The organism is Pseudomonas sp. 10S4 (assembly GCF_034344865.1).
Lineage (GTDB): Bacteria > Pseudomonadota > Gammaproteobacteria > Pseudomonadales > Pseudomonadaceae > Aquipseudomonas.
In genome coordinates, this window is the sequence record NZ_CP133774.1 from 4,024,674 (window position 1) to 4,049,771 (window position 25,098).

20 protein-coding genes, 1 other RNA gene and 3 pseudogenes are annotated in these 25,098 nt (G+C 59.8%); 9 read left to right on the forward strand and 15 right to left on the reverse strand.

Annotated features, from left to right (window positions below):
- The first annotated feature begins 148 nt into the window (after positions 1–148).
- Both RHM58_RS18775 and ffs read left to right on the forward strand, forming a co-directional pair.
- Complete coding sequence (locus RHM58_RS18775) at positions 149–1,312, forward strand: zinc-binding metallopeptidase family protein (RefSeq protein WP_322267858.1); 1,164 nt, start codon at positions 149–151, stop codon at positions 1,310–1,312.
- Between the two features lie 168 nt (positions 1,313–1,480).
- An RNA gene (gene ffs, locus RHM58_RS18780) (signal recognition particle sRNA small type) lies at positions 1,481–1,577 on the forward strand.
- A 184-nt stretch (positions 1,578–1,761) separates the two neighbouring features.
- Here the strand turns inward: ffs and RHM58_RS18785 are convergent.
- Positions 1,762–2,670, reverse strand: coding sequence for a DUF2167 domain-containing protein (locus tag RHM58_RS18785; protein ID WP_322267859.1), 909 nt, complete (start codon positions 2,668–2,670; stop codon positions 1,762–1,764).
- A gap of 161 nt (positions 2,671–2,831) precedes the next feature.
- Positions 2,832–3,146 carry a helix-turn-helix domain-containing protein gene (locus RHM58_RS18790; protein WP_322267860.1) on the reverse strand — a complete coding sequence of 105 codons (315 nt, stop codon included), beginning with the start codon at positions 3,144–3,146 and terminating at the stop codon, positions 2,832–2,834.
- Between the two features lie 416 nt (positions 3,147–3,562).
- On the opposite strand from RHM58_RS18790, the gene RHM58_RS18795 reads away from it, so the two are divergent.
- Positions 3,563–5,263 (forward strand): putative bifunctional diguanylate cyclase/phosphodiesterase, encoded by a 1,701-nt coding sequence (locus tag RHM58_RS18795; RefSeq protein WP_201255909.1) that lies wholly within the window; start codon positions 3,563–3,565, stop codon positions 5,261–5,263.
- A gap of 142 nt (positions 5,264–5,405) precedes the next feature.
- Here RHM58_RS18795 and RHM58_RS18800 read toward each other — a convergent pair whose 3' ends face one another.
- A complete protein-coding gene (locus RHM58_RS18800; protein WP_201255908.1) occupies positions 5,406–6,155 on the reverse strand; it encodes a substrate-binding periplasmic protein in 750 nt (249 codons plus the stop codon).
- Between the two features lie 144 nt (positions 6,156–6,299).
- On the opposite strand from RHM58_RS18800, the gene dnaX reads away from it, so the two are divergent.
- The 5 genes from dnaX to RHM58_RS18825 all read left to right on the forward strand — a co-directional run bounded on the left by dnaX (position 6,300) and on the right by RHM58_RS18825 (position 12,085).
- A complete protein-coding gene (dnaX, locus tag RHM58_RS18805; protein ID WP_201202134.1) occupies positions 6,300–8,387 on the forward strand; it encodes a DNA polymerase III subunit gamma/tau in 2,088 nt (695 codons plus the stop codon).
- Between the two features lie 63 nt (positions 8,388–8,450).
- Entirely contained in the window at positions 8,451–8,789 is a 339-nt protein-coding gene (locus RHM58_RS18810; RefSeq protein WP_123403312.1) for a YbaB/EbfC family nucleoid-associated protein, read from the forward strand.
- 308 nt (positions 8,790–9,097) lie between these two features.
- Complete coding sequence (locus RHM58_RS18815; RefSeq protein WP_201202135.1) at positions 9,098–10,132, forward strand: NADP-dependent oxidoreductase; 1,035 nt, start codon at positions 9,098–9,100, stop codon at positions 10,130–10,132.
- 65 nt (positions 10,133–10,197) lie between these two features.
- On the forward strand, positions 10,198–10,800 hold the full coding sequence (recR, locus tag RHM58_RS18820; protein ID WP_201202136.1) for a recombination mediator RecR: 603 nt from the start codon (positions 10,198–10,200) through the stop codon (positions 10,798–10,800).
- Positions 10,801–10,936: 136 nt separating this feature from the next.
- Positions 10,937–12,085: an acyl-CoA dehydrogenase family protein gene (locus tag RHM58_RS18825; RefSeq protein WP_201202137.1), complete on the forward strand. Its 1,149-nt coding sequence runs from the start codon at positions 10,937–10,939 to the stop codon at positions 12,083–12,085.
- A gap of 99 nt (positions 12,086–12,184) precedes the next feature.
- Here the strand turns inward: RHM58_RS18825 and RHM58_RS18830 are convergent, their stop codons facing one another.
- Both RHM58_RS18830 and fnr read right to left on the reverse strand, forming a co-directional pair.
- Positions 12,185–12,733: an adenine phosphoribosyltransferase gene (locus RHM58_RS18830; protein WP_322267861.1), complete on the reverse strand. Its 549-nt coding sequence runs from the start codon at positions 12,731–12,733 to the stop codon at positions 12,185–12,187.
- A 79-nt stretch (positions 12,734–12,812) separates the two neighbouring features.
- Positions 12,813–13,543 (reverse strand): annotated as a pseudogene (gene fnr / locus RHM58_RS18835) (fumarate/nitrate reduction transcriptional regulator Fnr).
- A gap of 156 nt (positions 13,544–13,699) precedes the next feature.
- Here fnr and RHM58_RS18840 point away from each other — a divergent pair.
- Positions 13,700–14,182: a hypothetical protein gene (locus RHM58_RS18840; RefSeq protein WP_322267862.1), complete on the forward strand. Its 483-nt coding sequence runs from the start codon at positions 13,700–13,702 to the stop codon at positions 14,180–14,182.
- On the opposite strand, the gene hemN is transcribed toward RHM58_RS18840, so the two are convergent.
- The 10 genes and pseudogenes from hemN to ccoN all read right to left on the reverse strand — a co-directional run bounded on the left by hemN (position 14,179) and on the right by ccoN (position 25,047).
- Positions 14,179–15,561 carry an oxygen-independent coproporphyrinogen III oxidase gene (gene hemN, locus RHM58_RS18845; RefSeq protein WP_322267863.1) on the reverse strand — a complete coding sequence of 461 codons (1,383 nt, stop codon included), beginning with the start codon at positions 15,559–15,561 and terminating at the stop codon, positions 14,179–14,181. The genes RHM58_RS18840 and hemN overlap by 4 nt on opposite strands.
- 201 nt (positions 15,562–15,762) lie before the next feature.
- A pseudogene (locus RHM58_RS18850) lies at positions 15,763–16,447 on the reverse strand (sulfite exporter TauE/SafE family protein).
- Positions 16,440–16,658 (reverse strand): cbb3-type cytochrome oxidase assembly protein CcoS, encoded by a 219-nt coding sequence (ccoS, locus tag RHM58_RS18855; protein WP_201202146.1) that lies wholly within the window; start codon positions 16,656–16,658, stop codon positions 16,440–16,442. Before ccoS ends, RHM58_RS18850 begins: the two are co-directional and overlap by 8 nt.
- 24 nt (positions 16,659–16,682) lie before the next feature.
- The gene (locus RHM58_RS18860) at positions 16,683–19,133 is read right to left on the reverse strand and encodes a heavy metal translocating P-type ATPase (RefSeq protein WP_322267864.1); all 2,451 of its coding nucleotides are present in this window, start codon (positions 19,131–19,133) and stop codon (positions 16,683–16,685) included.
- Between the two features lie 144 nt (positions 19,134–19,277).
- A complete protein-coding gene (locus tag RHM58_RS18865) occupies positions 19,278–19,814 on the reverse strand; it encodes a FixH family protein (protein ID WP_201255905.1) in 537 nt (178 codons plus the stop codon).
- Positions 19,815–19,825: 11 nt separating this feature from the next.
- On the reverse strand, positions 19,826–21,241 hold the full coding sequence (ccoG, locus tag RHM58_RS18870) for a cytochrome c oxidase accessory protein CcoG (protein WP_201202154.1): 1,416 nt from the start codon (positions 21,239–21,241) through the stop codon (positions 19,826–19,828).
- A gap of 590 nt (positions 21,242–21,831) precedes the next feature.
- A complete protein-coding gene (gene ccoP / locus RHM58_RS18875; protein WP_322267865.1) occupies positions 21,832–22,809 on the reverse strand; it encodes a cytochrome-c oxidase, cbb3-type subunit III in 978 nt (325 codons plus the stop codon).
- Entirely contained in the window at positions 22,806–22,991 is a 186-nt protein-coding gene (locus RHM58_RS18880) for a CcoQ/FixQ family Cbb3-type cytochrome c oxidase assembly chaperone (protein WP_003175465.1), read from the reverse strand. The genes ccoP and RHM58_RS18880 overlap by 4 nt, the downstream gene beginning before the upstream one ends.
- A gap of 5 nt (positions 22,992–22,996) precedes the next feature.
- Positions 22,997–23,605, reverse strand: coding sequence for a cytochrome-c oxidase, cbb3-type subunit II (ccoO, locus tag RHM58_RS18885; RefSeq protein WP_054593209.1), 609 nt, complete (start codon positions 23,603–23,605; stop codon positions 22,997–22,999).
- Positions 23,605–25,047 (reverse strand): annotated as a pseudogene (gene ccoN / locus RHM58_RS18890) (cytochrome-c oxidase, cbb3-type subunit I). Before ccoN ends, ccoO begins: the two are co-directional and overlap by 1 nt.
- Between the last annotated feature and the right edge of the window lie 51 nt (positions 25,048–25,098).

Genomic DNA, 25,098 nt, shown 5'->3' on the forward strand with positions numbered 1-25,098 from the left:
GCGAAGCGGTCCCCTTGGCATTTGCGCCTGCTGCGCAGTCGAACGGGAGCAAGCTCCCTCGCCACAGGCAAGCCCCCTCGCCACAATTATGGGAACGATCGGCTAGCCGAAATGATCTAGTCTTGGCACCCCTCAGGGAGAGTTCGCCATGTACCGTTTCTTCGAACAGCTCAGTTCCCGCATCGCCGCGCCTTTCATCAGCGAGAGTTCGCGCAACAGCAAGGTCTGGCATTGCCGCTGCGGACAGTCGCTGTTCTTTCGCAACAGTCAGTGCCTGGCCTGTTCGGCGGCGCTGGGCTATCAGCCGGAGCAGAGTCGCTTGTCGTCGCTGCAACCCGGCCCGCAAGCGGACACTTGGCTGCTTGATGCTGATCCCGAGGCCGGTGTATTGCGCCGCTGCGCCAATCTCGATTCCCCGGCCGCGTGTAACTGGCTGCTCCCAGCCAACGATCACGATGCGTTGTGCATCGCCTGTAGTCTGAATCACACCATCCCTGATCTATCGATTGCCGAAAACCCTGAGCGCTGGTGTAAGGTCGAAACGGCCAAGCGCCGATTGGTTGCGCAACTGGTCAGCCTCGGGTTGCAGGTCATCCCGAAAACCGTGGATGAAGAAACCGGCCTGGCCTTTGACTTCATCGGCATCAACCTCGAAGGCAAGCTGCCGACGACGGGGCACGCCAACGGCTTGATTACCCTCGATATCAAAGAAGCCGATGATGCTCACCGCGAACAGGTTCGGGTGCAGATGCACGAGCCGTATCGCACGTTGCTCGGGCACTTCCGTCATGAGGTCGGCCATTACTACTGGGATCGACTGATCGCCAACAGCCATTGGCTGGAACCGTTTCGTGGCTTGTTCGGCGACGATCGAGCGAGCTACGCCGAATCCCTTGAGCGGCATTACCAGCAAGGTGCGCCGCTGGACTGGGAGCAACATTACGTCAGCGCCTACGCGACGATGCATCCGTGGGAAGACTGGGCCGAAACCTGGGCGCACTACCTGCACATGATGGACGCCGTCGACACCGCCCTGGGCTTTGGCATGAGTGCCCGGGAAATCGACTTCGATTACCAGCCATTCCCGTCCAGCACCCTCTACGACCCGCAGCATCCTGGCGGCACGGCGTTCCTGTCGTTCGTCAATGCGTGGATCGAGTTGGCTGGCATGCTCAACGAATTGTCTCGGAGCATGGGGCAGCCGGATTTCTATCCGTTCGCGCTGCCGTCAGCGGTGATCGCCAAGCTGCACTTCATCCACCTGGTGATCCAGCAGGAGGGCGGCAGGGCGGATGAGGTGTTGGCGCAATAGGATCAAAAGATCGCAGCCTTCGGCAGCTCCTACACGTGCGATCTTTTTGGGTCGCTGCATGTCCTTGACGCTGCTCATATTTTTTAATCCTCCCGAACGGTTGTAACTTCGTCTCAGATAGGTACAATGGCGCCGTTCGCCGTGAGGTGAACGTCGTTATGGTGACCCCATCGGTCCCCCCGCAACGATTACCCGTGAACCTGGTCAGATCCGGAAGGAAGCAGCCACAGCGGGAACATTGTGTGCCGGGGTGTGGCTGATGGGGTTGCCTCCATAACGCCAAGTCCTCCGATTCAAGGCTTGCGCGCGCAATACCTTCCGATATCACTCGTTTTAAAAACCTTATTTTTTGTTCATCTGCTGCGCTGTCATGTAGCGGTTTTGTCGTGCCTGGCGTTTGCTTCTCCTGCGTTGCCAGCGTCACCCGGCAGCGCAGAAGGCCAATAGTCTTAAGAAGACTTGCGGCTGAACAGCTTGCGTACAAAACCTGCAATCACGAGCAGCCCCACGACCAGGAACTTCTTCGCTGCCAGCAGGAAGATACCGACCTTGGCAAACAATCCTGCCTTCGCTGCCAAACCGCCGCCTACCAGTGCTGCCAGGCCATAAGACGCCAGTTTATCGGTGCCAGGGCTGTAGTCGGTGTAGAGGTTGCCGTCGGTGAAGTTGGTGAAGGCGATGACTTTAGGCAGTTCTTGCTTGATGGTCGGCAGGTCCGCCATGGCGGCGACGGCATTCAATTCCAGGACACCTTTGCGGCCCAGCACGCGAATGCTGTAGTTCAGGGTGCTGCCCTCGGCGTCATCGGATTTCAGTTCCCGGGCCCAATACATTTTGTGGCTGGTTTCGTCATAGTGCGGTTGCTCGGCCCAGCCCAGCAGGTGCAGACCAGCATAGCCTTCCTTCTGGCGTGCCTTGTTGTCTTCCTCGTCCTCTTCCTGCATTTGCTTGAGCAGGTCGGCATAGTCGATTTTTGCCGCATCTTCATCGGAAATATGCCCGTCGTCCTTGTAGCTGACGATCACGCCCCAGCCGCTGGCGGTCAGTGGATTCACGGCTTTTGGGATGATCATGCCCAGGGTCTTGTTGCCGGGCGGGTTGCCCCAGCCCTCGGTCAGCAGGCGTTCGGTGTCTTTCGGGTCGAGGTAGTAAAACTCGTCGTTGAGTTTCATCGTTGCAATGCCGGAGGGCAGGGTGATGGTGCCGTGCTGTTGTTTCAGGGTGGCGAGAAACTGCTCCGGCGTTTGCTGCACCTCGGCCGCTTCGGTGGGTGCCGCCGGGGTGTTGCTGGCCGCTTGCGCGGGATTGTGCAGTGCGCACAACAGCGCTGCCATGAGGATCGGGCGAAGGTGTTTCATCGTATTCCCTTACATTTTGAATTAATTTCGCGCGGAGAATATCGGATGGCCACTATCGATGCACGTTCTTCAACGCTCAAGGCAGGCGGTTTTTCAGGCGCCAGTAAACGCAAAAGGCAGATTTATCGACATCGACAAATCTGCCTTTTTCATTACTGGCACTAAGGCTTGGACAAGGCCTGGTCAACCGCAGCAATCAGCTTTCCCAGATCCTTTGAGGTGGCTTTGTGTATGACGCTGAACAGGTACGCCCGCTGTTCGTCTTCATCGCCCAAATCTGCGAAAAACGCTTTCAGCTTTATGCCCAGCACATCGGCAAGCAGAAACAATGCTTCCACGCTGGGGGTATAGGTACCGGTTTCGAAGCGGCTGATGGTTTTGGGGTCAAAACCGGTTTTTTCGCCGAGTTCAGCCTGAGTAAGCCCCGCGACCTTGCGATAGCGTCGGATGGCCGGACCCAAACTTGAAATTTGCATCGCTCAATTCCCATTTAGAATCAAGAACTTAACGATAGATTTTTGCATTAGGCAACCGCATGATCCATCACCTTTCCTTGCAAAATGTGATGTATTTCGTAGAATCTCCGCTCATAGGGGGCATTTGGTGACCTGCTTTCAGAAGTTGAGGCGATATAAAACAGCCAGCATTGCGTTCCATTGCCGGGTGTGCGGAGCGCTCTAAGAGCTGCTCAATGCCTTGCAAAATGTGACCTGGATTGCTGTTTCCACTTTCGCCGAGGCCTTTGAGCCTAGTTGATCTTCGGCTGTCCCGGGGCCATCAAAGCTGTCCATGGAGTGATCTCGTGTCTCTGCGCAGTCCGTCTCAAAACATCTCTTCCGGGCATTGTGTGCTGGTCGAGCGGTACCACCGCTAGCGACAGTGAGCCTGACTCATGGATGAGAATTACCGCAGGGCCGTGGATGCCGCCGCCATATTTTCCGAGACTGACCTCAGCGGCCGGATCACTTACGTCAATGAGCAGTTCTGCGCGATCTCCGGCTATAGCCGCGCGGAACTGATTGGGCAGAACCATCGCCTGCTCAACTCCGGCCTGCACTCCGCCGAATTCTTCGCCACCCTGTGGCGCACCATCGCCCTGGGCAACGTCTGGAAGGGCGAGATCTGCAATCGCGCCAAGGATGGCAGCCTGTACTGGGTCGACAGCACCATGGTGCCGGTGCTCGATGACGCCACCGGGCGGGTTCACCGCTATTTGTCGATTCGTTTCGATATCAGCGAAAAACGCCAACTGTTGCATTCACTGCAATGGCGGGTCGGGCATGACGTGCTGACGGGCCTGCCCAATCGCGCGTTTCTCTCGGACCTGCTGGATCAGGCGCTGGAGTTCTCCCGCAAGGAAAACATCCCGCTGGCGGTGTGCATGCTTGACCTCGATGGCTTCAAAGCCGTCAACGATGGCTACGGGCATGCCAGTGGCGATTTGTTGCTGGTGGAAGTGGCGAAGCGTTTACGCGCAATCGTGCGGGGCGAAGATGTGGTGGCACGGTTGGCCGGCGATGAGTTCGTGCTGGTGCTGCGTTACGTGCGTGATCTACCGGAGCTGCGCGCGGCGCTGAATCGGGTGCTGGGAACGATTTCGGCGCCGTATTCGCTGCACGCCAAGGACATTAATGTGTTCGCCAGCATTGGCGTGACGCTGTTTCCCGATGACAACGAAGACGCCGAAACCCTGTTGCGTCACGCCGATCAGGCCATGTACGTGGCCAAGCAGCGCGGGCGCAATCGCTTTCACGTGTTCGACGTCACCCGGGACCAGGAAGTCAAAGCCACCCATCAAACGGTCGAGCGTGTGCGCCAGGCCCTGGCCGCCGGCGAGTTGCGCCTGCATTTTCAACCGAAGGTGAACATGCGCCGTGGCGAGGTCGTCGGTTTCGAGGCGTTGTTGCGTTGGGAGCATCCACAAAACGGTTTGGTGCTGCCGCGAGAGTTTTTGCCGCTGGTGGAGGAGACCGATCTGATCATCGACATCGGTGAGTGGGTGATGGATCAGGTCCTGGCGCAATTGCAGCGCTGGCAGCAAGCGGGGCAGGGCTGGCCGATCAGCATCAATATTGCGGCGCGACATTTTCAGCGGGCGGATTTCGTCGAGCGCCTCAGGCTAGTGCTGGCACGGCATGCCCAGGTCTCACCGCAACTGCTGGACCTGGAAATCGTCGAGTCGGTGGCGGTCGAGAACATCCAGCATGTCAGCGCTTGTTTGCAGGCCTGCCAGGCGCTCGGGGTGCAGTTTTCATTGGGGGATTTCGGCACCGGTTACTCGTCCCTGAGCTACCTCAAGCGCTTGCGCACGCAAACCATCAAGATTGATAAATCCTTTGTGCGCGACATTCTTCACGATCATGACGACCTGGCGCTGACCACCGCGGTGATCGGCCTCGCCCGGGCGTTTGGCCGGCAGGTGATCGCCGAGGGGCTGGAGAGTATCGAACACGGTCAGTTGCTGCTGCGGCTGGGCTGCGAGGTTGCGCAAGGCTATTTCATCGCCCGGCCGATGCCGCCCGCCGAGGTGCCGGGCTGGGTTGCCGGGTTTGTTGCGCCGGCGCAGTGGCAGGTGCTGGATCAGGTTGGCTGAAGTCTTGTATTCACCACTAATCCCCTGTGGGAGCGAGCTTGCTCGCGAAAGCGTCAGTACATTCAACATGAGTGTGACTGACAAACCGCTTTCGCGAGCAAGCCCGCTCCCACATTGATCCGGTGTTGATCAGAGAGATTGCTTAGGGTGTCGTCGGCTCCGCCCCAATATAAAGCCCGATTATGTCGTCAATCTCCCCCGACATTTTCATCCGCAACAACGTGCGCAAAATGCGCTGCACCGGCACGTTCGGGTCGTTGCGCACGTAGCAGCCGACATTCTGCTCCTGCAACACCGCCACGGCTTGCAATTGCTGGTCGGGTAGCAGGCGCTGGTTGAACCAGTCCAGGGTCCATTGATTGCTGACGGCGTAGCGATAGCGCCCGGCCAGCAGCTTATCCAGCACTTGTTCCTGATTGCGCGCGTCTTCGCGTTGCAACTGACCTGCATCGAACAGCGGTTGCAGTGTGGGATAGATGTAGCCAAGCACGGTGCCGATAGCCTCGTGCTGCAAATCTGCGGGAAGCACTGACGTGGGTGGGCCTTTTCGGCTGACCAGCAGGTCGCGCTGCAGAAACAGCGGAATGCTCCAGATGTAGTCCCCGGACTGATTCGGCAGCCACGATTGTGCGGCATAGCAGCGCACATCGACTTCGCCGTGTTCCATGGCGTTTTGCACCCGCGCCCGAGGCAACACATGAAACTCGGCCGGCACGCCGACCTGGGTCGCGAGGCTGAGCAGAATGTCGTAAAGGATGCCCTGGGTCGGTCGGCCCTGCTCCAGTTGCACCATCGGCATGGCCCAACTGTCGGCCATGACAAAGCGCACCGGCGTGTCGGCGGTGGCGACGTTCAGGCAGAAGAATAACAAAGCCCCCAAGGCCAACCGCATAAACGCTCCGGTACTGATGAACCTTGAGCCGAGAAATAGCCCCCAAAATGCAGCTTAGCCAGATTAGACGAGCACACCGGATGCAATTTCAGGCCTGCTCCGCTAGCATTAGCCGCTTCTGCTTCCCAGTGGCGATGGTTTTCGATGAGTTATCAGGTTCTTGCACGTAAATGGCGTCCGCGCTCGTTCCGCGAAATGGTCGGCCAGACCCATGTGCTCAAGGCTCTGATCAATGCCTTGGACAGCCAGCGGCTGCACCACGCCTACCTGTTTACCGGGACGCGCGGTGTCGGCAAGACCACCATCGCACGAATCATTGCCAAATGCCTGAACTGTGAAACCGGCATCACGTCGACGCCTTGCGGCGAGTGCTCGGTGTGTCGCGAGATCGATGAAGGTCGCTTCGTCGACCTGATCGAGATCGACGCCGCGAGCCGGACCAAGGTCGAGGACACCCGCGAACTGCTCGACAATGTGCAATACGCCCCGAGCCGTGGGCGCTTCAAGGTCTACCTGATCGACGAAGTGCACATGCTCTCCAGCCATTCCTTCAATGCGCTGTTGAAAACCCTCGAAGAGCCGCCGCCCTACGTCAAGTTCATCCTGGCGACCACCGATCCGCAGAAACTCCCGGCAACGATTCTTTCGCGTTGCTTGCAGTTCTCCCTGAAGAACATGACGCCTGAGCGAGTGGTCGAGCATTTGACCCACGTGCTGGGTGTCGAGCAAGTGCCGTTCGAAGACGATGCGCTGTGGTTGCTGGGTCGTGCCGCTGACGGTTCGATGCGTGACGCCATGAGCCTGACCGACCAGGCCATCGCCTTCGGTGAAGGCAAGGTCATGGCCGCCGACGTACGGGCGATGCTCGGTACGCTCGATCATGGTCAGGTGTTTGATGTCCTGCATTCGCTGATCGAAGGCGACGCCAAAGCGTTGCTCGAAGCCGTTCGTCATCTGGCCGAGCAAGGCCCGGACTGGAACGGCGTGCTCTCGGAAATTCTCAACGTGCTGCACCGGGTCGCCATCGCCCAGGCCTTGCCTGAAGGCGTCGACAACGGCCACGGCGACCGTGACCGGGTGCTCGCACTGGCTCAGGCATTGCCGGCCGAAGACGTACAGTTTTATTACCAGATGGGCTTGATCGGGCGCCGCGACTTGCCGCTGGCACCCGACCCGCGTGGCGGCTTCGAAATGGTCCTGCTGCGCATGCTGGCGTTCAGACCCGCAGACACGGCGGACGCTCCGAGGCAACCGCTAAAGCCAGTGGGGATCAGCCAGGCCACAGTTGATTCCGCAAACTCAGTGGCTGTCGCGCCTAACGTTGCGCCGGTAGTCCCAGCGGCAGTTGCACCGGTTGTGACGGCGCCAGTGGCGGCCGTTGTTGAGCCTGCGCCAGCGCCGGAACCCGAACCTGTTACGCCAGTGATCGTGCCCGAGCCTGTCGTTGAAACGGTCGTCGTCGAAGAAGTCGTCGACCTGCCGTGGAATGACCCGGTAGAGCCCGAAGTCATCCAGCAGCCGGCCGTCGAGCCCGTGCTGGAAACCGCCAGCGAGCAACCCGATTTGCCGCCGATGCCAATGCCTACGCCTGACAGCGTGGTGCCGGATGCGCCGGAATGGGCCGCCGCGCCCATCCCGGAACCGTCCGTGGCCGACGTCGATGCTGCCACGCCGGGTATCGACCTGGATGACGAGCCGCCGCTGGACGAGGACTACATCGAGCCGGACATCGACTCGGCCTACAGCTATCTCGATGAACTGGCCAGCGAACACACCGCCGAGCCGACGCCAGAACCCGAGCCTGAACCGGCTGCAATGCCGGCCACCGGTTTGGCGCTGCAATGGCTGGAACTGTTCCCGAAACTGCCGATCTCCGGCATGACCGGCAGCATCGCCGCCAACTGCACGTTGATCGCCGTCGATGGCGACAACTGGCTGTTGCACCTGGACCCGGCCCACAGCGCCTTGTTCAACGCGACTCAACAACGTCGCTTGAACGATGCCTTGAACCAGTTTCACGGCCGCACGCTGACGCTGACCATGGAACTGATCAAGCCTGAGCAGGAAACCCCGGCCCAGGCTGCGTCCCGGCGCCGAGTGAACCGTCAGCGCGAGGCGGAGGAATCGATCCACGGTGATCCGTTCATCCAGCAAATGATGCAGCAGTTCGGTGCGGTGGTCCGTAACGATACTATTGAACCTGTCGACGCCCTGGTCAGTCAGGGCAAATAACTGAAGGCGTTCGGCTATATTTACCGGGCGCCGTTTTTATCCAAGTACTTTGAGGTGATTACCATGATGAAAGGTGGCATGGCCGGCCTGATGAAGCAGGCGCAGCAGATGCAGGAAAAAATGGCCAAGATGCAGGAAGAACTGGCCAACGCCGAAGTCACCGGTAAGGCGGGTGGCGATATGGTCACCGTGGTGATGACCGGTCGTCACGACGTCAAGCGCGTGACCATCGACCCAAGCCTGGTAGAAGGCCTGAGCGAAGACGACAAAGAGATGCTGGAGGCCGTGTTCGCCGCCGCCGTCAACGATGCCGTGCGCAAGATCGAAGCCAACAGCCAGGACAAAATGGGCAGCGTGACCGCTGGCATGCAACTGCCGCCGGGTATGAAACTGCCATTCTGATTCGCCAAGGCGCGTTGGATGGGCTACAAAAAAATGCCAGGCAGCGCGCCTGGCATTTTTGTTTCTGCCAGATGAGGTTGGCCTGCTTTTGTGGCGAGGGGGCTTGCCCCCGTTGGAGTGCGAAGCGCTCCCAAAACCTGCCACAGTGGTGTATCAGGTGCATCCTGGCTGTAAGGCTTAGCGACTGCCTCGCAGTCGAACGGGAGCAAGCTCCCTCGCCACAATGAAAGGCAGAAACATCGAACGCCCCACCCCCGCAAAGGTCTGCACCCTATACCGCTGAATTCATCGATCAAGGAGACGCTCACATGCCACAAGCATTGACCCTCAACCAACGTATCGTCTTGGTGTCCCGTCCGGTGGGCGCGCCGAAGCCGGAGAATTTTCGTCTGGAGCGTGTAGCGCTGCCGGACCTGGCAGACGGCCAGGTTCTACTCAAGACTCTCTACTTGTCCCTCGATCCCTACATGCGCGGTCGCATGAGTGACGCGCCGTCCTACGCTGCGCCTGTAGAAATCGACGAGGTGATGACCGGTGGCGCTGTCAGCCGCGTCGAGCGCTCGCTGAATCCGAAGTTTCAGGAAGGTGATCTAGTGGTCGGATCCACGGGCTGGCAGAGCCACAGCATCAGCGATGGTCGCAACATCATTCCTATTCCATCCGGGCTGCCGAGCCCGTCGATGGCGTTGGGTGTGCTAGGGATGCCGGGCATGACGGCGTACATGGGCCTGATAGACATTGGCCAGCCCAAGGCCGGCGAAACCCTGGTGGTGGCTGCGGCTTCCGGTGCGGTGGGATCGGTGGTTGGCCAGGTGGCGAAGATCAAAGGCCTGCGGGTGGTCGGTGTGGCCGGTGGTGCCGACAAGTGCCGCTACGTGGTCGAGGAGCTGGGTTTCGACGCCTGCATCGATCACAAGAGCCCGGACTTTGCCAATGACCTGGCGCTGGCGTGCCCTAAGGGCGTCGACATCTACTACGAGAACGTCGGTGGCAAGGTCTTCGATGCGATCATGCCGTTGCTCAATACCAAGGCGCGGATTCCGCTCTGTGGCCTGATTGCCGGTTACAACGCCCATGAAGCCCCAAGTGGGCCGGATCGTCTGCCGCAATTTCAGCGAACCCTGCTAACCAAGCGCGTACGCATGCAGGGCTTTATCGTGTTCGATGACTACGCTGATCGACAGCCGGAATTCGTCAGTGCCATGGTGCCGTGGGTGCGTGAGGGCAAGGTGAAGTTCCGCGAGGACATCGTCGAGGGCCTGGAGCAGGCGCCCGAGGCGTTCATCGGTCTGCTGGAAGGGCGCAACTTCGGCAAACTGGTGGTGCGGGTCGCCCAGGACTGAGTATTTGACGCTGACCAGAGGCGCGGGTATAAACCGCGTCTCGTTGTTTTGTCGGACTTTTCCCCATGAGCTTCAGCCCTCTGATTCGCCAACTGATCGATGCCCTGCGAACGTTGCCGGGCGTGGGTCAGAAAACCGCCCAACGCATGGCGTTGCAACTGCTTGAGCGCGATCGCAGTGGTGGCTCGCGGCTGGCGCTGGCCCTGAGCCAGGCCATGGAAGGGGTCGGTCACTGCCGCTTGTGCCGCACGCTGACCGAAGACGACCTCTGCCCGCAATGCGCCGACACCCGACGCGACGATACCTTGCTGTGCGTGGTGGAAGGGCCGATGGACGTCTATGCGGTTGAGCAGACCGGGTTCCGCGGTCGCTACTTCGTGCTCAAGGGCCATCTGTCGCCGCTCGACGGGCTCGGGCCAGAGGCCATCGGTATTCCGCAATTGCTGGCGCGGATTGAAGAGGCGGGCACCTTTGCCGAGGTCATCCTGGCCACCAACCCGACGGTGGAAGGTGAGGCTACAGCGCATTACATCGCCCAGTTGCTCAGCAACAAAGGCTTGATCGCCTCGCGAATCGCCCATGGCGTGCCGTTGGGTGGCGAGCTGGAATTGGTGGATGGCGGGACATTGGCGCATTCGTTTGCCGGGCGTAAGCCGATTGCCTTGTGATTTTTGGTGTTGCCGCTAACGCCATCGCGAGCAAGCTCGCGATGCAGGCGCCTCGGTCCATCTGATTCACACAATCCGGTTGAAAACCAAGCAAGCGCTCGGTTAACGTCGTTGAACCCTTCAGTGGAGTTCGCCGATGCCTGCCTTTCAGGAATACTTCGATCCCAGCCACCAATTGGTCCGTGACAGCGTCAGGCGTTTCGTCGAGCGCGAGATCCTGCCGGACATTGATCAGTGGGAAGAAGCCGAAAGCTTTCCTCGCGAGCTCTACCTCAAGGCCGGTGCGGCGGGCATTCTCGGTATCGGTTATCCCGAAGTCCTCGGCGGCAGTCATGAAGGTGATCTGTTCGCCAAGGTTGCCGCCAGCGAAGAGTTGATGCGTTGCGGCTCCGGCGGGTTGGTGGCCGGCCTCGGTTCGCTGGACATCGGCCTGCCGCCAATCCTCAAGTGGGCTAGGCCCGAAGTTCGTGATCGGGTGGTGCCGCAAGTGCTATCCGGCGAAAAAATAAGCGCCCTGGCCATCACCGAACCCAGCGGCGGCTCCGATGTAGCCAACCTGCAAACCCGCGCCGTGCGTGACGGTGACGTCTACCGGGTCAGCGGCAGTAAAACTTTTATCACCAGCGGCATTCGTGCGGACTTCTACACCGTGGCGGTGCGCACCGGCGCGCCGGGTTTCGGTGGCATCAGCCTGTTATTGATCGAGAAGGGCACGCCCGGTTTCACCGTCGGCCGGCAGTTGAAGAAAATGGGTTGGTGGGCGTCGGACACCGCCGAGTTGTTCTTCGACGATTGCCGGGTGCCCGTGGGCAATCTGATTGGCGCCGAAAACATGGGCTTTGCCTGCATCATGGGTAACTTCCAGAGCGAACGCCTGGCCCTGGCGTTGATGGCCAACATGACCGCGCAACTTGCGCTCGAAGAAAGCCTGAAATGGGCGCGTCAGCGTGAGGCCTTTGGCAAACCGATCGGCAAATTCCAGGTGCTCAAGCATCGCCTCGCGGAAATGGCCACGGCGCTGGAAGTGTCACGGGAGTTCACCTACCGACAAGCGGCGAAAATGGCGGCGGGGCAGAGCGTGATCAAGGAGATTTCCATGGCCAAGAATTTTGCGACCGACACGGCGGATCGCATTACCACGGATGCGGTGCAGATTCTGGGTGGTATGGGTTATATGCGCGAGAGTCTGGTGGAGCGGTTGTATCGGGATAACCGGATACTGTCGATTGGCGGCGGGACGCGGGAAGTGATGAACGAGATCATCAGCAAGCAGATGGGGCTGTAAATGCAAAAGATCGTCCGAACGCGGCCCGAGCCTTCGGCAGCGCCTACATTGGAATGCGTACATCTGTAGGAGCTGCCGAAGGCTGCGATCTTTTGATCTTTACTTATCGCTCAACGCAAACTGCGTCAGGCAAAACGTCGGAATCCCCATATCTTCCAACCGCTGCGAGCCACCCAGCTCCGGCAAATCAATAATCGCCGCCGCTTCATGCACTCGCGCACCCATGCGTCGAATCAGGTTCGCCGCCGCAATCAAGGTGCCACCGGTCGCAATCAGGTCATCGAACATCACTACCGAATCGCCTTCGCACAGGCTGTCGGCGTGCACTTCCAGGAACGCTTCGCCGTACTCGGTCGCGTAACCCTCGGCCAGCACGTCCGCCGGCAGTTTGCCTTGCTTGCGAAACAGCACCAGCGGCTTGTTCAACTGGTAGGCCAATACCGAGCCAATCAGGAAGCCGCGGGCATCCAGCGCGCCGATGTGGGTGAAGTCGGCCTCGACGTAACGGTGAGCGAAGCTGTCCATCACCAGGCGCAGGGCCGTGGGCGATTGAAACAGCGGGGTGATGTCGCGAAAGATCACGCCGGGCTTGGGGAAGTCGATCACGGGGCGGATCAGGGATTTGATGTCGAAGGAGTCGAAGACCATCGTCGAGGTGTCCTGGCAGGCTGCAAACGACGCAGTATAACGGCGGCTGAACCGTTTCGCTCAGCCGCAATTGTGTCTGTCAGTCGAGAGAACCGCCTGCCAGGGCGCACAGCTGGATCGGGTCGAGAATATGGATTTCCTTACCCTCCGCGGCGATCAGTTCGTTTTGCTGGAAGCGGGTGAACACCCGGGACACGGTTTCCACCGCCAGGCCCAAGTAGTTGCCGATTTCGTTGCGCGACATGCTCAGGCGGAACTGGTTGGCCGAGAAACCGCGCGCGCGGAAGCGAGCGGACAGGTTGACCAGGAACGTGGCGATGCGCTCGTCGGCGGTTTTCTTAGACAGCAGCAACATCATTTGCTGATCGTCGCGAATCTCGCGGCTCATCACCCGCATCAACTGACGACGCAACTGCGGCAGTTGCAGGGCCAGTTCATCGAGACGCTCGAACGGGATTTCGCAGACCGAGGTTGTTTCCAGCGCTTGGGCCGAAACAGGGTGCTTTTCAGTGTCCATGCCCGACAGTCCGACCAATTCGCTCGGCAAGTGGAAACCAGTGAGCTGCTCTTCGCCGCCATCGCTGAGGCTGAATGTCTTCAGGGCGCCGGAGCGAACTGCATAAACGGAATCGAACGTGTCGCCCTGGCGGAACAGAAACTCGCCTTTTTTCAGCGGGCGACCACGTTTAACGATCTCGTCCAGCGAATCCATGTCTTCCAGATTCAAAGAAAGTGGCAAGCAGAGGGGGCCAGGCTGCAATCCTTGCAATGGGCCTGGCTGTGAGCGCGCACTTTTACTGGCTCAGACATTTCTTTAATCCTTGTGGGAAAAACACACATAAGCCGTAAGGGTAACTCACGGGAGGACATTCAGGCCAGCACACGGCGATTTTGCCGCAGGCGCGTAAAGCCAGCGGCCGGACGGCCGATAACCTGTCTACTGATCGCTTGCAAGGAGCTGCATTCATGTCCGCCATTGGCACGTTGAATCCCGGTAACAGCGGCTTGTCGTCGTTGATCGATACCTCGAAAATACCGACGGTCGATGACTCGGACATCACCTTGCCAAGCACCGATACCCCGGCCGTGGTCCAAGGCATCAAAGTGTCGCTGTCCGGTGCCGGCATCGAAAAAGCTGCCGGGGCCAAGGGCGAAAACAGCGACATCGAAGAAAGCGGTTTGCCGGAAAACATTCAGCAAGTCCTGAAAATGATTCGCAAGTTGCAGCAGCAGATCGCCGAAAAAATGGCCGAAATGCAGGCCGTGATGCGAGATAAACGTCTCAGTCCGGAAGAAATCAAGGCCAAACTCGGCGCCTTGCAAGCGTTTATCAACAACCTCAACGGTGGCCTGATCACCGCCAATACCGCGCTCAGTAAAGCCATGAAGCAGGCGGGCCTGACGCCGGAGCAAATCCTCAAGGCGGCGTCGCTGCTCATGAAGTCCTAAATCACCCGGGAAAACCGCTGGCGATTTTGCTGCTCCAGGTAGGCATCGAACACCATGCATACCGAGCGCACCAGCAGTCGTCCGGCCGGCAGTACTGTGATTCGCTCGCTGTCCAATTCGATCAAGCCGTCATTGGCCATCGCCTCCAGCTGCGGCCAGAGTTCGCTGAAGTAGCCTCGGAAATCGATGTTGAATGCTTGTTCGATCCCGGCGAAATCCAATGTGAAGCTGCAAATCAGTTGCTGAATCACTGCCCGTCGCAAGCGGTCGTCGGCGTTGCACAACAGGCCACGGTTGGTGGCCAGTTGGGCTGAGGCCAGGGTGTTCTGGTACAGGTTCAGATCGCTGGTGTTCTGGCAGTACAGGTCGCCGATCTGGCTGATGGCCGAGACCCCGAGCCCAATCAAGTCGCAGTGACCGTGGGTGGTGTAGCCCTGGAAGTTGCGTTGCAGGGTCGATTCTTCCTGGGCGATGGCCAGTTCATCATCCGGCAGGGCAAAGTGGTCCATACCGATGTAGCGATAGCCGGCCTTGGTCAGTTGTTCAATGGTGCCCTGGAGCATCTCCAGTTTCTGCGCCGGCGTCGGCAGTTCATTGCTGTTGATCCGCCGTTGCGGCAGGAAGCGTTCCGGCAGGTGCGCGTAGTTGAACACCGAGAGCCGGTCCGGCTGCAAGGCGATGACCTCGTCAACGGTGCGGGCGAAGTTCTCCGGCGTCTGGCGCGGCAAACCGTAGATCAGATCGATATTGATCGAGCGAAACTGCAAGGTTCGCGCGGCGTCGATCACGGCACGGGTTTCTTCCAGGCTTTGCAGGCGATTGACCGCACGTTGCACCGCCGGGTCCAGGTCTTGGAGGCCGATGCTGACCCTATTAAAGCCCAGTTCACGCAGCAGGCCCATGGTCGACCAGTCGGCTTCGCGTGGATCGATTTCAATGCCGTAGTCACCGGAATCGTCATCCAGCAAGTTGAAATGCTTGCGCAACTGAGCCATCAACTGGCGCAGTTCGTCGTGGCTGAGAAAGGTCGGGGTGCCGCCGCCGAAATGCAATTGCTCGACTTTCTGTGCCGGGTCCAGGTGACAGGCGATCAATTGGATCTCCTGCTCCAGGCGCTGCAAGTAGGGGAGTGCGCGGCCACGGTCCTTGGTGATGACTTTGTTGCAGGCGCAGTAGTAGCAGATGTTCGCGCAGAACGGCACATGCACATACAACGACAGCGGGCGCAGCGCTTTACGGCTGTCGCGCAGGGCATGAAACAGGTCGAAGGTGCCGACCTGGCTGTTGAATTGAACGGCGGTCGGGTACGAGGTGTAGCGCGGCCCCGACAGGTCGTAACGGCGAATCAGATCGGTGTCCCAACGAATGGCGTCGAGCATGCGGGCATTCCCCCGGATAGGCTTGCAGTGTGAGCAAGTCTATGGGGTGCGGCGTTGGGGCATCTTGATTTGCATCAACGGTGGTTGGTGGCTTTGATCGGTTTTTGTGGCGAGGGAGCTTGCTTCCGCTGGACTGCGTAGCAGTCCCATCTTTTGGGGCCGCTTCGCAGCCCAGCGGGAGCAAGCTCCCTCGCCACAGGGTCAGTGCCCCATGAACCAATGCTGATGCGGCCCCGGCAATGTCCAGATCCCGAACAGAATCACCAACAACCCGCCACTCATCCGCACGCTACGCTTGCGCAACAGTGCCGTGACCCGTTCCGCCGCCAGGCCCGTGGCCAACAAAACCGGCCATGTCCCCAGCCCGAACGCCAGCATCAACAACGCACTGTCCAGCGCATTGCCCTGACTCGCCGCCCACAGCAACGTGCTGTAAACCAGCCCGCACGGCAGCCAGCCCCAGAGTGCGCCCAGCAGCAAGGCGCGGGGCAGGCTCGACACCGGCAGCAATTTGTTGGCAATCGGCTGGATATGCCGCCACAGGCCGCGACCGAGGCTTTCGATGCGGGTCAGGCCGCTCCACCAACCGGCCAGGTACAGGCCCATGCTGATCAGCAGCAGCCCGGCGATGATCCGCATGAACATCGCCGCCGGGCTGTTGGCCACCGCCCAGCCAGCCAGGCCGATCAGCAGGCCGGCCGTGGCGTAGCTGAGAATTCGCCCCAGGTTGTAAGCCAGCAGCAAGCGGAAGCGACGGCTGCGTTGTTCCTTGGGAATCGCCAGCGTCAGCGCACCCATCAAGCCGCCGCACATGCCCAGGCAATGGCCCGACGCCGAGCAGGCCGAGGATCAGCGCCGACACCAGCAGCGGCGCCAGCTCAAGCATGGGGTGGCGCCTTGTCTTCCGGTTTGGCCGGATGACCGCTGGCCTCGTCGACCGCTGCTTTGTGAGCCGGGTCCTGGTCGTCGAACAGAATGCTGTGGGCCGGGCCGTCGAGGTCGTCGTACTGACCGCTGTCGACCGCCCAGAAGAAGATGTAGACGGCGATGGCCACGATCAGCAGCGCGGCCGGGATCATCACGTAAAGAGCTGGCATTGGAAGACTCCATGCCCGCGCGGCTCAGGCCGGCAGCGGACGGGTTTCTGGCGTGGTGCGGGCCTTTGGCGTGCTCGGCATGCGAGTCAGGCGCAGGGCATTGAGTACCACGGTCAACGAACTGATCGACATGCCAATCGCGGCCCACACCGGAGTGATCCAGCCGAGGGCGGCGAACGGCAGCATGAGGCCATTGTACAGTCCGGCCCACAGCAGGTTCTCGATGATTACCCGACGGGTGCGCCGCGCCAGGCTGAAGGCTTGTACCAAGGCGTCGAGGCGGTTGGACAGCAACACCGCGTCGGCGCTGGTTTTCGCCAGATCGGTGGCCGAACCCATGGCCACGCTGATATCGGCGGCGGCCAGCACCGGTACGTCGTTGACCCCGTCGCCGAGCATCAACACCTTACGACCTTCCTTGTGCAGTTGTTGCAGCACTTGCAACTTGTCATCGGGCCGCAAGCCGCCACGGGCCTCGTCGATGCCCAATTCGGCGGCGACGCTGGCGACCATCGGTGAGCTGTCGCCCGACAACAACAGCGTGCGCCAGCCGCGAGCCTTGCACGCGGCAAGCAGCGCCGGGGCATCGGCGCGCAAGCGGTCGTCGAGGACAAACCACGCCAGCGGCCCAAAACTGTCACCGAGCAGCAGCCATTGGCCGGCTTCATCCGGCATCAGCGGCACGGTGGCACCACTGAGTTCGCAGACAAAACCCGGTTGGCCGATGCGCAAGCGTTGTAAACCGACCAAGCCTTCAAGCCCTAGCCCCGGCGTACTGAGGACTTCTTCGGCGGCCAACGGTGCACGGCCAAACGCACGGGCGATCGGGTGTTCGGAGCGGTTTTCCAGCGCTGCCGCGAGGCTCAGGCATTGATCACTGTTGAGCGAACCGAGTGGGCGAATCGAGCGCAGCGCCAGCCGGCCTTCCGTCAGCGTACCGGTCTTGTCGAAAATCACCGTGTCGATCTGGTTCAGTCCTTCCAGGACATGGCCGCGAGTTAGTAGTAGGCCGAGTTTGTGCAACGTGCCGGTGGCGGCGGTCAGGGCGGTCGGCGTGGCCAGGGACAAGGCGCACGGGCAGGTCGCGACGAGCATCGCCAGCACAATCCAGAACGCTCGCGATGAATCCAGTTCCCACCACAACAGGCCGATGGCAGCGGCAGCAATCAACGACAGCAGCAGAAACCATTGGGCGGCGCGGTCGGCGATTTCCGCCAGGCGCGGTTTTTCGGCCTGTGCGCGTTCCAACAGACGGACGATGGCCGACAGTCGCGTGTCATGACCCAGCGCCAGCACCTCCACGGTCAGCGCACCTTCAACGTTCAAGGTGCCGGCCGTGACCGCATCGCCAAGAGTGCGCGGTTGCGGCAGGTATTCACCGGTGAGCAACGATTCGTCAATGCTCGACTGGCCATCGAGAATCTTGCCGTCGGCCGGGAGAATGGCGCCGGGATGCACCAGCACCTGATCGCCGACGCGCAATTCACTGAGCAGGATTCGCTCGCTCTGGCCGTCGGCACTCAGGCGCAGGCACGAGGCGGGCAATAGATTCACAAGTTGAGCGGTGGCAGCAGCGGTGCGTTCCCGGGCGCGGCGTTCCAGGTAACGTCCGGCCAGCAGGAACAGCGCGAACATCCCGACCGCATCGAAATACAGTTCGCCGACTCCGGTGATCGAGGTCCAGATCCCGGCGAGGTAAGCGCTGCCAATCGCCAGCGAGACCGACACATCCATGGTCAGGTGCCGGGTGCGCAGGTCGCGTATGGCGCCCTTGAAGAAGGGTGCGCAGCTGTAAAACACGATCGGCGTGGTCAGGAACAGCGCGACCCAGCGCAGGATGGTGTGCAGCTCCGGGCTGAGGTCGATATTGAATTCGGGCCAGGTGGCCATGGTCGCCATCATCGCCTGAAACCACAGCAATCCGGCGACGCCGAGTTGGCGCAGGGCCAGGCGATTTTCGCTGGCCAGTTGTTCGCTGGCGCGGTCGGCCTGATAAGGGTGCGCGGCGTAACCGATGTGGCGCAATTCGCTAAGCACGTGGCTTAGCGGCAGTTGGGCGTCGGCCCAACGCACGAACAGGCGATGGTTCGACAGGTTCAGTCGCGCTTCGGCCACGGCCGGCAAGCTGCGCAGGTGTTTCTCGATCAGCCAGCCGCAGGCGGCGCAACTGATGCCTTCCATCAGCAGCGTGGTTTCAGCGAGTTCGCCTTCGTGACGAACGAAGGGTTGCTGGACGTCGGCGCGGTCGTACAGCGCCAGTTCGTCGACCAATTGCACCGGCAAGGTTTGCGGGTTGGCCGAGGCTTCGCTGCGGTGCTGGTAATAACTTTCCAGGCCACCCGCCACAATGGCTTCAGCCACGGCCTGGCAACCCGGGCAGCAGAGCTCGCGGGTTTCACCGAGGACGACGGCGGTGAAGCGGCCCCCGGCCGGGACGGGCAGGGCGCAGTGGTAGCAAGGGGTTGGGGTGGTCATCAGGGGTTCACAGGTACCGCGATTCTGTTCGGGAATTTATGTTGTCTGAGAGGGCCTCTTCGCGAGCAAGCCCGCTCCCACAGTGGACCGCGATCTAATGTGGGAGCGGGCTTGCTCGCGAATGCGCGAAGCGCAGGCTTTTTACTACTTCAGGTCTTCAGCACCTTGCAGCGGCTCATCGCCCAGCAGCAGGTTCTTGTCGGGGCTGATCTGTTCTTCCTCGAACATGCGCCAGGTCTTGTCGTCCTGCACGCCCAGCAATTCAACGAAACGGCGGCCATCGACCTTGTCGCTCATCTGGCCGATGTAGCGGCCCTGTTCGGTTTCGCTGCGGGTCAGGGTGATCTTACGATCCTTCTCCGGCTGGGTCGGCGAGATCAGGTTCAGCTCAACGGTCTTTGGCTGGCTGTTGCCGGTCAGGCGCAGGTCGACTTCGCCGGTCACCTCATCCAGGTGGACGTTGGCGTGCATTAGCAGGGTCTGGGCCAGCAACTCACGGTCCAGGGAACGGTTGATGCCTTTGCCGGCCTCGTAGTAGTTGTCATTGACCAGGTTGTCCGGGTTCTTGACCGCAATGGTCACCATGGACAGTGTCAGGGTCACCGAGCAAGTCAGAATCCCGATGATGATCCACGGCCAAAGATGCTTGTACCAAGGGCTTGCGGCATTTGCTGCTGGCATGTTCAGTTCTCTCAACGAATTTGTGGGCCGATGAATCGGCTCTTGGCTTCAACGTGAACGCTGTCGTCATCGGCATCCTTGAGGGTGAATTTCACCTCATTGGTGCTCGATGGCAATTGCTCCGGTGCGCTGGAGAGCTCCACCGGCTGGCTGAATATTTCTCCGGCGGCGACTTTGATCTCACGCTTGCCTTGCAGCTTGAGGTCCGGCAGACCGCTGGCTTCGAGCAGGTAAGTGTGGTCGCGTTGGTCTTTGTTCATGATCTTCAGGCTGTAGACGTTTTCGATCCGGCCTTCGGCGTTCTCGCGGTACAGCACGCGGTCCTTGCTGACGTCAAAACCGACCAGCGAGCGCATGAAGAACGCGGTGACCAGCAAGCCGATCATGGTCAGCAGCACAACGGCATAGCCGATCAGGCGTGGGCGCAGCTTATGGGTTACTTGCCCGGACAGGTTGTGCTCGGTGGTGTAGCTGATCAAGCCGCGCGGGTAGTCCATTTTGTCCATGATGCTGTCGCAGGCATCGATGCACGCGGCGCAGCCGATGCACTCGATTTGCAGGCCGTCGCGGATGTCGATCCCGGTCGGGCAGACCTGGACGCACATGGTGCAGTCGATGCAGTCGCCCAGGCCTTGGGCCTTGTAGTCCACGCCTTTCTTGCGCGGGCCGCGGGACTCACCACGACGCGGGTCGTAGGAAACAATCAGGGTGTCCTTGTCGAACATCACGCTCTGGAAGCGCGCATACGGGCACATGTAGATGCACACCTGCTCGCGCAACCAGCCGGCATTGCCGTAAGTGGCGAGGGTGAAGAAACCGACCCAGAAGTACGACCAGCCATCGGCTTCGCCGAGGAAGAAGTCGATGGTCAGCTCGCGGATGGGCGAAAAGTACCCGACGAAGGTCATGCCGGTGACGAAACCGATCAACAGCCACAGGCTGTGTTTACTGAGTTTGCGCAGGAATTTATTGCCGCTCATTGGCGCTTTGTCGAGCTTGATGCGCTGGTTGCGGTCGCCTTCGGTGACCTTCTCGCACCACATGAAAATCCAGGTCCAGACGCTTTGCGGGCAGGTATAGCCGCACCAGACGCGTCCGGCGTACACGGTAATGAAGAACAGGCCAAAGGCGCTGATGATCAGCAGGCCCGAGAGCAGGATGAAATCCTGGGGCCAGAAGGTCGCGCCAAAAATGAAGAATTTACGTTCCGGCAGGTTCCACCAGACGGCTTGATGACCACCCCAGTTCAACCACACCGTACCGAAATACAGCAGGAACAAACCGGCCCCGCCCATCATCCGCAGGTTGCGGAACAGGCCGGTGAAGGCGCGGGTGTAGATTTTTTCTCGAGAGGCGTAGAGGTCGACGCTGTTGTTTGCGTTCTTGGCTGGCGGAGTAACGTCGTGTACCGGAATCTGATTGCTCATCATTGCATCCCACGGCAGTGGAAAAATGCCTCGGTCAGTACGTGCCGACCGCGGTCAAAAAGAGGTGTTGCAGTGGCGCAATGATACGCCTGTCGCTCTATCTCAAGGGTGCGACCTTTGGTCGCGTTGGGGGAATAGCGTAGATGGTGTAGCAGATGTAACAAATCATGATCCAGATCAATTGACTATAGACGATCCACGATTTGCCTTGAGAGCAGCGCGTTGGCGCTGCTCTGTGTCAATGCAGCGGTTGAGCTATTTAGGGAGGCGCCCGCCACCCAGGCCGTCCAGCCCACCCGAGCCGTTTCCGGGTTCTAGCGTTGGGGTGAACGGGATGTTTTGAGGCTGTTGGATACGACGAGCTTCAGAATAGGACATGTCATTTTTTCCTTGGTGATCACCTGTGAAATGCATCTGTCTCCTTGAGAGATTCACTTTGGTAAGTGCGTCTTCAAGGTGAGAAAAAACTACAGGCCCCAAGGTGTTCGGTCGATTAAAAATCGGTCTCAATGTGTGACGGTCATGCAAATGAAAACGGCCCCGCCAATTCTCATTGGCGGGGCCGTTTTTTGTTGCTTCAAGCGTTTGCCTTACTGGGCGTCCGCTGCCTTCTCACCGTGAGACAAGCTGTAGACGTAAGCGGCCAGCAGGTGAACCTTGTCGTTGCCTTGCAGCTGTTCTTGCGCAGGCATCTGGCCCTGACGGCCGTAACGGATGGTCTGCTGCAGTTGAGCAAAGCTCGAACCGTAGATGAACGCAGCCGGGTGAGTCAGGTTAGGTGCGCCCATCGCTGGCGTACCTTTGCCTTCCGGACCGTGGCATGCCACGCAGTTGGCCGCGAACAGTTTCTGGCCGGCAACCGGGTCGGCCTTGGTGCCTTCCGGCAGCTTGCGGCCATCGAGGTTGGTCAGCACAAAGGAGGCAACATCCGCAACGCCTTGCTCGCCGATCACTTCAGCCCACGCAGGCATCACCGCATGACGGCCGCCCATGATGGTGGTCTTGATGGTGGCCGGCTCGCCGCCCCAGCGCCAGTCTTCGTCTGTCAGGTTAGGGAAGCCGTAAGCACCCTTGGCGTCGGAACCGTGGCAGACCGAGCAGTTGGAGGCGAACAAGCGGCCACCCATCTTCAGGGCTTGCGGGTCCTTGGCCACTTCTTCGATGGGCATGGAAGCGAACTTGGCGAAGATCGGGCCGAACTTGGCGTCCGACTTGGCCATTTCCTTTTCCCACTCGTGAACGCCGGTCCAGCCGGTCTGGCCGTTGGCGAACGCGGTCTGCTTGTCGTTATCGAGGTAGTTGTAACCCGGCAGCAGGCCTTTCCAGTTACCCAGGCCTGGGTAGAGCACCAAGTAGCCGAGGGCGAAAATGATGGTGCCCACGAACAGCATGAACCACCATTTCGGCAGTGGGTTGTCATACTCCTCGATCCCGTCGAAGGAGTGGCCAACCGTTTCTTCCGTCTGCTCGCTGCGCTGGCCCTTGCGGGTCGACAGCAGCAGCCAGGTCAGGGCGAAGATAGTGCCCAGACTGAGGACCGTGACGTACAGACTCCAGAATGTAGTCATTCTTTGTTACTCCTAGAAGCTTGCTCGACGTGCTTGATGGCTTCGGGATCATCCGCGAAAGGCAGCAAGGTCGCGTCTTCAAACTCCGACTTGCGCTTGGGACTGAACACCCACAACGCCAGACCGATAAAGGCCACCATCACAACAACGGTGCCCAGGCCACGAATCATCCCGATATCCATCTAAATCACCGTTTGCTTTTGATGATGGTGCCCAGGCCTTGCAGATAGGCCACCAGCGCGTCCATTTCGGTTTTGCCCTTCACAGCATCCTTGGCGCCGGCGATGTCTTCGTCGGTGTAAGGGACGCCGAGCGTGCGCAAGACTTCCATTTTCTTGGCGGTGTCTTTGCCGTCGAGCTTGTTTTCCACGAGGAACGGGTAGGCCGGCATTTTCGACTCAGGCACGACGTTGCGCGGGTTGTACAAATGCGCACGCTGCCAGTCATCGGAGTAACGACCGCCGACACGGGCCAGGTCCGGACCGGTACGCTTGGAACCCCACAGGAACGGGTGGTCCCAGACGCTTTCACCGGCTACCGAGTAGTGGCCGTAACGTTCGGTTTCAGCACGGAACGGGCGGATCATCTGCGAGTGGCAGCCGACACAGCCGTTGGCGATGAAAATGTCACGCCCTTCAAGTTCCAGCGCCGGGCGAGGCTTCATGCCTTCAACCGGCTTGTTAGTGACGTCCTGGAAAAACAACGGAACGATCTGGGTCAGGCCGCCGATGCTGACGGCGATAACCATGAAGAAGGCCAGCAGGCCAATGTTCTTCTCGACTGCTTCATGCTTCATCAGTGAGCTCCAACTACAGCAATCTGAGCGGCGGCTTCGGCTTCAGCCGGGTTCGAGGCACGTACGGTACGGAATACGTTGTAGGCCATGAACAGCATGCCGCTGGCAAAGAACGCACCGCCCAGGGCGCGAACGATGTAACCAGGGTGACTGGCTTGCAGCGCTTCAACGAACGAGTAGGTGAGGGTGCCGTCGTCGTTGATTGCACGCCACATCAGACCCTGGGTGATGCCGTTGACCCACATCGAAGCGATGTACAGAACGGTACCGATGGTCGCGAGCCAGAAGTGGGTGTTGATCAGGCCGATGCTGTGCATCTGCGTGCGACCGAACAGTTTCGGGATCATGTGGTAGATCGCGCCGATCGAGATCATCGCAACCCAGCCAAGCGCGCCGGCGTGTACGTGGCCGATGGTCCAGTCGGTGTAGTGCGACAGCGAGTTGACGGTCTTGATGGCCATCATCGGGCCTTCGAAGGTCGACATGCCGTAGAACGCCAGGGACACGACCAGGAAACGCAGGATCGGGTCGGTGCGCAGCTTATGCCAGGCGCCCGACAGGGTCATCATGCCGTTGATCATGCCGCCCCAGCTTGGTGCCAGCAGGATGATCGACATCGCCATGCCCAGGGACTGAGCCCAGTCCGGCAGTGCGGTGTAGTGCAAGTGGTGCGGACCGGCCCAGATGTACAGGGTGATCAGCGCCCAGAAGTGCACGATGGACAGACGATAGGAGTAGATCGGACGCTCGGCCTGCTTCGGAACGAAGTAGTACATCATCCCCAGGAAGCCAGTGGTCAGGAAGAAACCTACCGCGTTGTGGCCGTACCACCATTGGATCATGGCGTCAGTCGCACCGGCGTAGGCCGAGTAGGACTTGAAGAAACTGACCGGCAGGGAGGCGTGGTTGACGATGTGCAGCGATCGCCGTCACGACGATGAAGCACCGTAGAACCAGTTACCGACATAGATGTGCTTGGTCTTGCGCTTGACGATGGTGCCGAAAAACACCAGTGCGTAAACGATCCAGACAATCGCCAGCAGGATAGCCAGGGGCCATTCCAGTTCGGCGTATTCCTTGGTGGTGGTGTAACCCAGCGGCAAGGTCACGATGGCGCCGATGATCACCGCTTGCCATCCCCAGAAGTGGAAGGCTGCAAGGCTGTCGGAAATCAGTCGCGTTTGGCAGGTTCGCTGCACGACGTAATAAGAAGTGGCAAACAGTGCACAACCACCGAAGGCGAAAATCACCAGGTTGGTGTGCAACGGGCGTAAGCGTCCGAATGTCGTCCACGGCAGGCCGAAATTCAATTCCGGCCATACAAGCTGTGAGGCGATGAAGACACCAAGCCCCATGCCAAGGATCCCCCAGACCACCGTCATGATGGCGAACTGGCGGACTACCTTATAGTTATAAGCAGTCGGACTGATTGCTGTGCTCATTCTAAGGTTCCACGGTTTGAGTATGTTTTATTAGGAGTAAAAATCGGCCGC